The following is a 12,311-nucleotide window of genomic DNA, read 5'->3' as shown; positions in this document are numbered from 1 at the left end:
CCAGCCCTGGTTGTTTTATATTCCTTCATTGTTGCTTATTTAGACATTTTAGTCTTTTCTTAATTTTAGAAATTATTCTGTAGCAGGATGCCATTGCTTTGCAGAAGGAAGTGGAAGAGGACGGGGGTAGAAATGCGGATTAAACCTGACGATAACTGGCGTTGGTATTATGACGAAGAGCATGACCGCATGATGCTCGACTTGGCCAATGGTATGTTATTTCGCTCACGTTTTGCCCGGCGCATGTTAACGCCTGATGCTTTCGCGCCATCGGGATTTTGCGTCGATGACGCGGCGCTCTATTTTTCTTTTGAAGAAAAATGCCGCGAAATTGAATTAAACAAAGAGCAGCGTGCCGAATTAGTATTAAATGCCTTAACCGCGATCCGTTTTCTGAAACCACAGATGCCGAAGAGCTGGCATTTCACCACGCATCAGCAGAACTGGCAACCCGCCAGCGGCGACGCCGCCAGCGTGTGGATCAGCGATACCGGCGAGCAGGTCAATTTGCTGGTGGTTGAACCGGGTGAAAACGCCACGCTTTGCCTGCTGGCGCAGCCGGGACTAACTCTGGCTGGCCGGGTAATGCAGTTGGGCGATGTGATTAAAATTATGAATGACAGACTGCAGCCGGCGCAGAACACGGCCAGCTACAGCCTGGGGCAGGCGGTTTAAGGCGCCAGGCGCAGCGCGGTTTTCGGTACGCAGCTGCAGCATAAAATGGTGCCATCCGCGGCGACCGCATTTTTCTTTAACGGACTCACTTCACCCTCTTCCAGGCGGATCCGACAACTGCCGCAGATCCCGGCGCGGCAGGAATAAGGGATACGAATGCCCTGTTGTTCCAGCTGCTCCAGCAGCACCTGCTGGTTGTTGCCGGTAAACTGTTGCCCTTGCCACTCAATCTCAACCGTCGCTTTTGGCTGCGCATCGGCCGCCAGCGTATCGTCGCTATCGCCAGCGCCATAGGCTTTAGCCGGGCCGCGCGTCAGCACTTCCACCTCATCACCCACGCGGATTACGCCGCTGTTGCGGGCGATCAGGTTCTGGCCAAAATCGACATCGCCGTTATCCTGCGCGGTACGAAAACGCTTTAACGTTTCCAGCGGCTCGCCGGACGGATGCTTTTGCCCACGCTCCGGGCTGACGGTGGTGAAAATGCAGCGGCTACAGGGTTTGGCAACATCAAATACCACCTCGCCGATACGTATGACTTTCCAGCTATCTTCATCCCACGCCGCCGCGCCGGTGACCACCAGATTAGGGCGAAACTGTTCTATGCTTACGCTGGCAGGGCACCGTTGCTGCAGGTCGCGAAGCGAGGCCTCGTTGGCGAGCAGGTAGGGATAACCATCGGCGAAGGAGAGGGGTACCGCGTCGTGGCGTTTTACTCGCCGGGTTAGCTGCGGCCCGAGCCAGCGCAGTTGGACGTCGCGGTTGAAGAAGCCGCTGAGCCACTGGTTGATGGCGGCTGGCGCGATTAAGGCGGTGAAATGGTTGCCCCACACCTCCGTCGGCTCGCCCTGGGGAGCGAAATCATCAAAGCGCACCAGCGCGCTGCTGCCATCTGGCGCGGTCAAGTGCAGGCCGTCATGAAGCGGCGAAGGCAGGAATTTTACCATCTGCGGAAACTGGCGCGCGGTAATAAACGTACCGTCGGTTTCAGTCAGCATAAAGATGCGGTCGAAGGCCATGCCGCTAATATCGGCAAAGGCATGGGTGACGCCAATTCCGCGCATGGATTTGACGGGATGAATAAAAAGTTTCGATAGCGTTACCATACGCTGCCCCTGGGTTCAAAAATAAGCCTTTAACTTTATGACATAGGGCACATATTGGCTATAATGCGCACCAATTTTCTTTAAGTAAAAGTGACGATATGAAATCTCTGTTTGCCAGCACGGCTCGTGGTCTCGAAGAGCTGTTAAAAACTGAACTGGAAGGACTTGGCGCCACGGAGTGCCAGGTCGTCCAGGGCGGGGTTCATTTTCAGGGAGATACGCGCCTGCTGTATCAAAGCCTGATGTGGAGCCGGCTGGCCTCGCGCATCATGCTGCCGCTGGGTGAGTGCAGCGTGTATAGCGATCTGGATCTCTACCTGGGGGTTCAATCGATTCCGTGGACGGAGATCTTTACCACTGACGCCACCTTCGCGGTGCATTTTAGCGGCCTCAATGATGAGATCCGCAATAGTCAGTATGGCGCATTAAAAGTCAAAGACGCTATCGTCGATAGCTTCACGCGTAAAAACCTGCCGCGTCCGAATGTCGATCGTGAAAATCCCGATCTGCGTATCAACGTCTGGCTGAACAAAGAGACGGCGCATATCTCGCTGGATCTGAGCGGCGAAGGTCTGCATCTGCGCGGATACCGTGATGGTACCGGCATGGCGCCTATCAAAGAAAACCTCGCGGCGGCAATCGTCATGCGCTCCGGCTGGGTGGCGGGAACGCCGCTGCTCGATCCGATGTGCGGCTCCGGCACATTGCTGATTGAAGCGGCGATGCTGGCGACCGATCGCGCGCCGGGCTTACACCGCGGCCATTGGGGATTCGGCGGCTGGGCGCAGCACGATGACGCTATCTGGAAAGAGGTAAAAGCTGAGGCGCAAACGCGCGCTCGCCAGGGGCTGGCGGCTTATGAATCACGCTTCTACGGCTCTGATGTCGACGAGCGCGTAATTGAACGCGCGCGCCGCAACGCCCGCCGCGCCGGTATTGGTGAGCTCATCAATTTCGAAGTGAAAGACGTCGCGCAGCTCAATAATCCGCTGCCGAAAGGCCCGTACGGCACCGTTATCAGCAACCCGCCATACGGCGAGCGTCTGGAAAGCGAACCGGCGCTGATTGCCCTGCACAGCCTGCTGGGACGGATTATGAAAAACCAGTTTGGCGGTTGGAACCTGTCGGTCTTCAGCGCCTCGCCGGAATTGCTGAGCTGCCTGCAGCTGCGCGCCGATAAACAGTTTAAAGCCAAAAACGGCCCGCTGGACTGCGTACAGAAGAACTATCATCTGGCGGAAAGCGAAGGCGGCAAGCCGGCGATGCTGGCGGAAGATTTCGCCAACCGCTTGCGCAAAAATCTGAAGAAGTTTGAAAAGTGGGCTCGTCAGGAAGGTATTGAATGCTATCGCCTGTACGATGCCGATTTGCCGGAATACAACGTGGCTATCGACCGCTACGGCGAATGGGTGGTGGTGCAGGAGTACGCGCCGCCGAAAACCGTCGATGCGCACAAAGCGCGCCAGCGTCTGTTCGATATTATCGCCGCGACTATCGCGGTATTGGGGATTGCGCCGAATAAACTGGTGCTGAAGACCCGTGAACGGCAGAAGGGTAAAAATCAGTACCAGAAGATGGCGGAGAAGGGCGACTTTATCGAGGTACAGGAGTATAACGCGCGTCTGTGGGTTAATCTTACCGACTATCTCGACACCGGTCTGTTCCTCGACCACCGTATCGCCCGTCGTATGCTGGGCCAGATGAGCAAGGGTAAGGATTTCCTCAACCTGTTCTCCTATACCGGCAGCGCCAGCGTCCACGCCGGTCTCGGCGGCGCGCGTTCAACCACCACCGTCGATATGTCGCGCACCTATCTGGAGTGGGCGGAACGCAACCTGCGTCTCAATGGCTTAACCGGCCGCGCGCATCGCCTGATGCAGGCGGACGTGCTGGGTTGGCTGCGGGAAAGTACCGAGCAGTTCGATCTGATCTTTATCGATCCGCCGACCTTCTCCAACTCCAAACGAATGGAAGACGCCTTTGACGTGCAGCGCGATCATATCCGTCTGATGACCGATCTAAAACGTCTGCTGCGTAAAGGCGGCACGATTATGTTCTCGAATAACAAACGCGGTTTCCGTATGGATCATGACGGGCTGGCGACGCTTGGCCTGAAGGCGCAAGAAATTTCGCAAAAAACGCTGTCGCAGGATTTTGCCCGCAACCGTCAGATCCACAACTGCTGGCTGATTACCGCGGCCTGAAAGGAATAAAGAATGTCACTGATTAGTATGCACGGCGCCTGGCTTTCGTTCAGCGATGCGCCGCTGCTGGATAATGCTGAACTGCATATCGAAGATAACGAACGCGTTTGTCTGGTTGGGCGTAACGGCGCGGGTAAATCGACCCTGATGAAAATCCTCAACCGCGAGCAGGGTCTGGACGATGGGCGTATTATTTATGAACAGGATCTGATCGTCGCGCGTCTGCAGCAGGATCCTCCGCGTAACGTCGCCGGTACGGTGTACGATTTTGTCGCGGAAGGGATCGCCGAACAGGCGGCGTACCTGAAGGCCTATCATGACGTTTCGCATCAGGTGATGACCGATCCGAGCGACAAAAATTTAAATGAACTGGCCCGCCTGCAGGAACAGCTGGATAACCTGGGGCTGTGGCAGTTGGATAGTCGTATCAACGAAGTGATCGAGCAGCTTGGCCTTAACGCCGACGCGCAGCTTGCGTCGCTGTCCGGCGGCTGGCTGCGTAAAGCGGCGCTGGGCCGCGCGCTGGTTAGCGGGCCTCGCGTACTGCTGCTGGATGAACCGACTAACCACCTCGATATCGAAACTATCGACTGGCTGGAAGGGTTCCTCAAATCTTTCAAAGGCACCATCATCTTCATTTCGCACGACCGTTCTTTTATCCGCAATATGGCAACGCGCATCGTCGATCTCGATCGCGGCAAGCTGGTGACCTATCCGGGCAATTACGATCAATATCTGCTGGATAAAGAAGAAGCGCTGCGGGTTGAAGAGCTGCAGAATGCTGAATTCGACCGCAAGCTGGCGCAGGAAGAGGTGTGGATCCGCCAGGGGATTAAAGCGCGTCGTACCCGCAACGAAGGACGCGTCCGCGCGCTGAAAGCCATGCGTCGCGAACGCGGCGAGCGCCGTGAAGTTATGGGCAGCGCGAAGATGCAGGTCGAGGAGGCTTCTCGCTCCGGCAAAATCGTCTTTGAGATGGAAAACGTCAACTATCAGGTTGACGGCAAAGTGCTGGTCAAAGATTTCTCCGCGCAAATCCAGCGTGGCGACAAGATTGCGCTGATTGGCCCGAACGGTTGCGGTAAAACCACGCTGCTGAAGCTGATGCTCGGTCAGCTACAGGCCGATAGCGGGCGTATCCACGTCGGTACCAAGCTGGAAGTCGCCTACTTCGACCAGCACCGCGCGGAGCTGGATCCGGACCGCACGGTGATGGATAACCTTGCGGAAGGTAAGCAAGAGGTGATGGTAAACGGTAAGCCGCGTCACGTGCTGGGCTATCTGCAGGACTTCCTGTTCCATCCAAAACGGGCGATGACCCCGGTACGCGCGTTGTCCGGCGGGGAGCGTAATCGTCTGCTGCTCGCGCGCTTGTTCCTGAAACCCAGTAACTTATTGATTCTCGATGAACCGACTAACGACCTTGATGTCGAAACGCTGGAACTGCTGGAAGAGCTGATCGATGGCTACCAGGGCACCGTGATGCTGGTGAGCCACGATCGTCAATTTGTCGATAACACCGTGACCGAGTGCTGGATCTTCGAGGGCGGCGGGCGTATCGGCCAATATATCGGTGGTTATCACGACGCGCGTGGACAGCAAGCGCAGTCGCTGGCGAATAAACAGCCGATTGTAAAAAAAACGGCGGAAGTCGCTCAACCGAAAGCAGAAAGTGTCAAACGCGCCGCCAGCAAACTAAGCTATAACCTGCAGCGCGAACTGGAACAGCTGCCGCAGAAGCTGGAAGATCTGGAAACTCAACTGCAGACGCTGCAGGAAAAAGTTGCCGATCCTTCGTTCTTCGGCCAGCCGCATGACCAGACCCAGCAGGTGCTGGCGCAGTTAGCGGAAGCGGAACAGGCCCTGGAAGCGGCCTTTGAACGCTGGGAATATCTCGAAGGACTCAAAAACGGCGCTTAAGCTGAGGAGTGTTCATGTGCGATCATCATCATGCTGCGCGGCACATATTGTGCCCACAATGTGATCTGCTGGTGGCTTTGCCGCCGCTGGAGCATCGCCAGAAAGCCGCATGCCCACGCTGCGGCACCACGCTCACCACATCGTGGGACGCGCCGCGGCAGCGCCCCACGGCCTATGCGCTGGTGGCGCTGTTCATGCTGCTGCTGGCGAACCTGTTTCCTTTTGTTTATATGAAAGTCGGCGGGATCAGCAGCGAAATTGAGCTGCTGGAAATACCTAATGTGTTGTTCACCGAGGATTACGCCAGCCTCGGTACGTTCTTTTTACTGTTTGTCCAACTGGTCCCGGCGTTTTGTCTGGTAACCATCTTATTGTTGGTCAATCGCGTTCATATGCCTTCACGCTTGAAGGCGTTTCTGGCGCGCATCTTGTTTCACCTCAAAAGCTGGGGGATGGCGGAGATTTTCCTCGCCGGGGTGCTGGTCAGCTTCGTGAAGCTAATGGCCTACGGTGATATCGGCGTAGGGCTGAGCTTTGTTCCCTGGTGTCTGTTCTGCCTGCTGCAGTTGCGGGCGTTTCAGTGCGTCGATCGCCGCTGGTTATGGGACGACATTGCGCCAATGCCGGTCATTAAGCAGCCGCTACGCCCTGGCGTGCCGGGGCTGCGACAGGGATTACGCTCCTGCTCGTGCTGTACGGCGGTGCTGCCAGCGGATGAGAAAGAGTGTCCGCGCTGTCACACCAAAGGTACCCCGCGGCGTAAAAACAGCCTGCAGTGGACGCTGGCGCTGCTGATGACATCGTTTGTGCTCTATCTACCCGCCAATATTCTGCCGATTATGATTACCGATCTGCTGGGCGATAAAATGCCGTCGACGATCATGGCGGGCGTCGTTCTGCTGTGGAGTGAGGGCTCTTACCCGGTTGCGCTGGTTATCTTTATCGCCAGTATCATGGTGCCAACGTTAAAAATGATCGCTATCGGTTGGCTGTGCTGGAGCGCGAATGGTAACGGCGCGCGTGATTCAGAGCGTATGCACCTAATCTATGAAGTGGTTGAATTTGTTGGCCGTTGGTCAATGATCGACGTTTTTGTCATCGCGGTACTCTCGGCGCTGGTGCGCATGGGAGGCTTGATGAATATCTATCCGGCGATAGGCGCGGTGATGTTCGCGCTGGTCGTTGTTATGACCATGTTCTCGGCCATGATGTTTGACCCACGTCTATTGTGGGACCGTGAACCAGATCCAAGCCATGAGGAAATGCAACAGCATGGAAAATAAGAGCGGAGAAGCGAAAGTGCAGAAGGTGAAGAACTGGTCACCGGTCTGGATCTTTCCGATTGTGACTGTGCTCATCGGCGCATGGATACTGTTTTACCACTATAGCCATCAGGGGCCGGAGGTGACGCTTATCACCACCAACGCCGAAGGCATTGAAGGGGGTAAAACGCGTATCAAGAGCCGCAGCGTTGATGTCGGGGTAGTGGAAAGCGCTATCCTGACTGATGACCTGAAACACGTAGAAATTAAAGCGCGTCTGAACTCGGGGATGCAGAAGCTACTGCATAAAGATTCGGTGTTCTGGGTGGTGAAACCGCAGGTGGGGCGCGAGGGGATCAGCGGCCTCGGCACCTTGCTTTCCGGCGCCTATATCGAATTGCAGCCAGGTAAAGCAGGTTCTGTGGCGCCGCAGTATCCATTATTGGACTCGCCGCCTCTGGCTTCACCGGATGCCAAAGGTATCCGTGTTCTGCTGGAAAGTAGCAAAGCCGGGCAACTCTCGCCTGGCGATCCGGTGCTGTTCCGCGGCTATCGCGTCGGTTCTGTTGAAACCAGCACCTTTGATACGCAGAAGCGTCGCATCACTTACCAGCTGTTTATCAACGCGCCGAACGACCGCCTGGTGACGACTAACGTTCGCTTCTGGAAAGATAGCGGTATCGCGGTTGACCTCACGTCCGCGGGGATGCGCGTTGAGATGGGATCGCTGTCGACGCTGTTTGGCGGCGGTGTAAGCTTTGACATCCCGGAAGGACTGGATCTCGGCGAGCCGGTGGCGAATAAAACGGAATACCACCTGTTTGACGATCAGAGGAGTATCCAGGATTCGGTGTTCACCCAGCATATCGATTACGTCCTGTTCTTTAAAGATTCTGTGCGTGGTCTCCAGCCGGGAGCGCCGGTTGAATTCCGCGGTATTCGCCTTGGTACCGTCGGCAAAGTACCGTTCTTTATCCCTGGTTTGAAACAGAGCCTGAACGATGATTATCGTATCCCGGTAGAAGTGCGTATTGAGCCGGAACGTCTAATCAACCAGCTGGGCGGCGACCCTAATATTCGCGCGCATATTGACGATCTGATCAATCGCGGCCTGCGCGGTTCGCTGAAAACCGGCAACCTGGTCACCGGCGCGCTGTATATCGATCTAGACTTCTATCCGAAAGCGCCTCCGCGCGGCAAGATTCAGGAGTTCGGCGGCTATCCGATCATTCCAACCGTCAGCGGCGGTCTGGCGCAAATCCAGCAGCGTCTGATGGATGCGCTCGATAAGATCAACAATCTGCCGATTAACCCACTGCTGGAGCAGGCGACCAGTACCCTGGCGCAGAGCCAGAAAACCATGCAGCGTGTCCAGACTACGCTCGACAACTTGAATAAGATCACCTCAAGCCAGTCGATGCAGCAGCTTCCTGCCGATATGCAGAGCACGTTGCGCGAGTTGAACCGCAGTATGCAGGGCTTCCAGCCGGGCTCGGCAGCCTACAATAAGATGGTTGCGGATATGCAGCGACTGGATCAGGTACTTCGTGAACTGCAGCCGGTACTGAAAACCCTCAACGACAAGAGCAATGCGCTGGTATTTGAGGCCAAGGATAAAAAAGATCCGCAGCCGAAGGGAGCGAAACAATGAAAAAGTGGTTAGTGGCGGCAGCGGTATGCGTACTGACGGCCTGCAGCAGCGGTGGTGAGAGTAAAACTTACTATCAATTACCGGTAGCAAAGAGCGGCGCGCAAAGCGCCGCCCATCAGAGCAAGAATTTGCTGTGGGTTGAGCAGGTCAGTATCCCTGATTATCTGGCCGGGAATGGCGTGGTTTATCAGACGACCGATGTGCAGTATGTGATTGCTAATAACAACCTGTGGGCCAGCCCGCTGGATCAGCAGTTACGTACTACGCTGGTGGCGAATCTGAGTAACCAACTGCCGGGTTGGGTGGTGGCATCGCAGCCGTTAGGCAGCGAGCAGGATACGCTTAATGTCTCCGTTAGCGGCTTCCACGGCCGCTATGATGGCCGGGTCATTGTTAGCGGTGAATGGTTGCTTAAGCATCAGGGGCAGCTGATTAAGCGTCCGTTCAATATTGAACTTAAGCAACAGCAGGATGGCTACGACGCGATGGTTAAGACCCTGGCGCAGGCCTGGAGCCAGGAAGCCACCGCGATTGCGAGCGAGCTGAACCGCCTGCCATAAGTAAAATTAATAAAATTAAAGCCGCCGCGACCTGAAAAATCGCCGCGGCTTTTTTTATTTGTCGCTTCAGATTGATAGTTGTGCTGGCTCACGATTTTTGTACAAATGAACTTTCATATAGCTCACAAATATGACACTGGCGTGAATTTTGCGCATTGACGCTGCCTGCGTTTCGCGGTAAAGGTTATACGTGGTTGCATATTTAGTGACCACTGTTTTCTTTTCCACCAGATCAAATAATGAGGGAAACGAGGCATGAAGAGACAAAAACGAGATCGCCTGGAACGGGCACATCAGCGTGGATATCAGGCCGGCATTACCGGCAGATCGAAAGAAATGTGTCCCTACCAGACCCTTAATCAGAGGTCCCATTGGCTAGGAGGTTGGCGAGAAGCCATGGAGGACAGGGTGCAAACTGCCTGACTGTCTCTTTAAAAAAGAAGCCTTCGCTCTGCGAAGGCTTCGCCTTTTGTGCTTCAGGACCTTTTGTACTTCAGAATAAGTACGGAAGGTAAATCAGAACGCGGAAGTATCCTGGAACAGACCTACTTTCAGGTCAGTTGCAGAGTAGATCAGACGACCATCAACCAGCACTTCGCCATCCGCCAGGCCCATGATCAGGCGACGGTTTACAATGCGTTTGAAGTGGATACGATAGGTGACTTTTTTCGCCGTCGGCAGAATCTGACCGGTAAATTTCACTTCGCCTACGCCCAGCGCACGGCCTTTCCCTTCACCGCCCAGCCAGCCCAGATAGAAGCCAACCAGTTGCCACATTGCGTCCAGACCCAGACAGCCAGGCATTACCGGGTCGCCGATGAAGTGACAACCGAAGAACCACAGGTCCGGGTTGATGTCGAGCTCAGCTTCAACGTAACCCTTGTCGTAGTTGCCGCCGGTTTCGGTCATCTTGACGACGCGGTCCATCATCAGCATGCTCGGCGCCGGCAGTTGCGGGCCTTTCGCGCCAAACAGTTCACCACGACCAGAGGCAAGAAGATCTTCTTTTGTATAGGATTCGCGTTTATCTACCATGTTTTCAGTAAGCCTTATTTTGAGTTCGGGACGCAGGATAGCTAACACGTGTAAGCTGAACAAGTCCGATCAGTTCGAATTTGATCCGCCTAACCAGCGTAGCGGCCATGGAAAACGATGGCGAGTCTCTTGTTGCATCGCCTGCGCAATCCGTTCCTGAATAGTTTGTCGTAGCGTTTGTCCTTCACCATCCCATTGCAGCTGGGTGAGAAGCGGCAGGGCTTCGGTAACATCATCAATGGCCCAGATAAAGAACTGCTCATCAGCCACGGCCTGGCGAAGTTCCTGGGCGAGGCTCAGATGGCGGACGTTGGCAGATGGGATAATGACGCCTTGCTTGCCTGTTAATCCGCGCTGCTGACAGATGGTGAAGAAACCTTCAATCTTTTCGTTTAGTCCGCCGACCGGCTGGACGCGACCGAACTGATCGACCGAACCGGTAATTGCAATACTCTGGTTGATTGGCACATTGGCCAGCGCGCTGATGAGAGCGCACAGTTCAGCCATTGAGGCGCTATCGCCATCCACTTCACTGTAGGACTGCTCGAAGGTCAGTGATGCGCTAAACGGCAGCTGCTGTTCAAGTTCAAGCTCGGACATGATAAAGGCCTGCATGATCATCATGCCTTTGGCGTGAATATTGCCGCCCAGTTCAGCTTTGCGTTCAACATCAATAAATTCGCCATCGCCGATATGCACTACGCAGCTGATGCGCGAAGGTTCGCCAAAGGCGCGCGGGTGGCCTGGAAACTCGATTACCGACAGGGCGTTGATCTGACCGATGCATTCGCCTTCGGTATCAATCATTATCTGATCGAGAAGAATTTCATCGCGCATCCGCTCGGCAAGATAGCCTTCACGCCATTCACGGCGCTCAAGCATGGTTTGCATCTCCGCGCCGCTAATCAATTCGCCTTCGCAGAAGGCTGCCGCTTCACGTAGCTGGCGACTAATCCAGAGAGGGGAAAGCGGAAGCGTCTCCTGATCGCCGGTATCTCGCGCGCCTTCTGCAATCAGCAGCGGCCATACGTCAGTCGCCAGCCCCGGCAGCGAAAGCTGACGAGCATTCTGCCAGACCCACTGGCACCAGAGTTTCAGGGTGTCGGCATCGGCTATCTGCAGGTTGTCTTCATACTCGCTGTAAATGGCCTGCGACGCGAGTTCCGGTTCCATCTCCTGAAAGTCAGCCAGCGCATCGCGCTCGCCGATCAGAATGATCCTCAGGTTCAGCGGCATGGAGGGAATGCTAACGGGAAGAGGGCGGGATTCGTCAATAGACAACCAATCAAAACGCTGACGGGTCACCATGTTCTTCAGGCGCATCCATAGCAGCGGCTGGGCCAGTAGCGCACGCAGGGAGAGCAACAGGACGCCACCGTTCGCGCGGTGCACCAGACCCGGCTGCAGCGAAATTTCGCCGTTAAACTGGCGTACGCAACCAAAGAGCTGCTCCGCTTCAATCCAGTCGGCCGACTCAACCGGACCGCTGCTGGCAAAATTGTCTTCCGCGCTTTGTGCCGGCGACATGGTTACGTTGCCGCCGTTGACCTGATAGCGTACACCGAAGAGCGCTGTTGTGGATTGCTGCAGGCTGCGGGCGGCTTCGGCCACCCAATGCAGATATTCCGGTTCTTCCGGCGCCTTTACCAGCATAAAAGATGAAATGGCTGGCGTGATCAGAAGCTGTTCCAGCGCATAAAATAAACGGGGCTGTAGATCGCCGGCGAGGGATGCCTCTGTCTCGGCGAGATTGACCTGGGTAAACAGCGCCTGATAACTTTCCGTATCAGGAGCGAGGTCGTTTCGGGTAAGTTTCGTAATGGTCAAAGTCGCTGTTTTTTAGTCAGATGTAAAACGAGCGATTATACCCGAAGCCGCGTCTGAGCACACGGAGGATT

At 55.3% G+C, this 12,311-nt stretch carries 10 protein-coding genes; 7 read left to right on the top strand and 3 right to left on the bottom strand.

The window, feature by feature from the left end; all coding sequences use genetic code 11:
• Nucleotides 1-132: 132 nt before the first annotated feature.
• Nucleotides 133-675: a cell division protein ZapC gene (gene zapC / locus PGR10_RS14435; protein ID WP_087858134.1), complete on the top strand. Its 543-nt coding sequence runs from the start codon at nt 133-135 to the stop codon at nt 673-675.
• Here the strand turns inward: zapC and PGR10_RS14430 are convergent.
• Nucleotides 672-1,781, bottom strand: coding sequence for a YcbX family protein (locus PGR10_RS14430; RefSeq protein ID WP_113374277.1), 1,110 nt, complete (start codon nt 1,779-1,781; stop codon nt 672-674). The two genes, zapC and PGR10_RS14430, sit on opposite strands and share 4 nt — an antisense overlap.
• A gap of 98 nt (nt 1,782-1,879) precedes the next feature.
• On the opposite strand from PGR10_RS14430, the gene rlmKL reads away from it, so the two are divergent.
• The 6 genes from rlmKL (at nt 1,880) to rmf (ending at nt 9,801) form a co-directional block, all read left to right on the top strand.
• On the top strand, nt 1,880-3,985 hold the full coding sequence (gene rlmKL / locus PGR10_RS14425; RefSeq protein ID WP_430923682.1) for a bifunctional 23S rRNA (guanine(2069)-N(7))-methyltransferase RlmK/23S rRNA (guanine(2445)-N(2))-methyltransferase RlmL: 2,106 nt from the start codon (nt 1,880-1,882) through the stop codon (nt 3,983-3,985).
• Nucleotides 3,986-3,997: 12 nt separating this feature from the next.
• The gene (locus tag PGR10_RS14420) at nt 3,998-5,905 is read left to right on the top strand and encodes an ABC transporter ATP-binding protein (protein WP_020079244.1); all 1,908 of its coding nucleotides are present in this window, start codon (nt 3,998-4,000) and stop codon (nt 5,903-5,905) included.
• A 14-nt stretch (nt 5,906-5,919) separates the two neighbouring features.
• Entirely contained in the window at nt 5,920-7,188 is a 1,269-nt protein-coding gene (pqiA, locus tag PGR10_RS14415) for a membrane integrity-associated transporter subunit PqiA (protein WP_032711301.1), read from the top strand.
• Nucleotides 7,178-8,818, top strand: coding sequence for an intermembrane transport protein PqiB (gene pqiB / locus PGR10_RS14410; RefSeq protein WP_113374276.1), 1,641 nt, complete (start codon nt 7,178-7,180; stop codon nt 8,816-8,818). The genes pqiA and pqiB overlap by 11 nt, the downstream gene beginning before the upstream one ends.
• Nucleotides 8,815-9,378 carry a membrane integrity-associated transporter subunit PqiC gene (gene pqiC / locus PGR10_RS14405; RefSeq protein WP_049051536.1) on the top strand — a complete coding sequence of 188 codons (564 nt, stop codon included), beginning with the start codon at nt 8,815-8,817 and terminating at the stop codon, nt 9,376-9,378. The genes pqiB and pqiC overlap by 4 nt, the downstream gene beginning before the upstream one ends.
• Nucleotides 9,379-9,633: 255 nt before the next feature.
• Nucleotides 9,634-9,801 carry a ribosome modulation factor gene (gene rmf, locus PGR10_RS14400; protein ID WP_015704906.1) on the top strand — a complete coding sequence of 56 codons (168 nt, stop codon included), beginning with the start codon at nt 9,634-9,636 and terminating at the stop codon, nt 9,799-9,801.
• A 93-nt stretch (nt 9,802-9,894) separates the two neighbouring features.
• Here rmf and fabA read toward each other — a convergent pair whose 3' ends face one another.
• Nucleotides 9,895-10,413 (bottom strand): bifunctional 3-hydroxydecanoyl-ACP dehydratase/trans-2-decenoyl-ACP isomerase, encoded by a 519-nt coding sequence (gene fabA / locus PGR10_RS14395; RefSeq protein WP_015704907.1) that lies wholly within the window; start codon nt 10,411-10,413, stop codon nt 9,895-9,897.
• A 69-nt stretch (nt 10,414-10,482) separates the two neighbouring features.
• Entirely contained in the window at nt 10,483-12,240 is a 1,758-nt protein-coding gene (locus tag PGR10_RS14390; RefSeq protein WP_430923681.1) for an AAA family ATPase, read from the bottom strand.
• Nucleotides 12,241-12,311 lie beyond the last annotated feature (71 nt).

The sequence above is a fragment of the Klebsiella sp. 141198 genome (assembly GCF_050600785.1).
GTDB lineage: Bacteria > Pseudomonadota > Gammaproteobacteria > Enterobacterales > Enterobacteriaceae > Klebsiella > Klebsiella aerogenes.
This window is presented reverse-complemented; position numbering and strand designations above follow the sequence as displayed.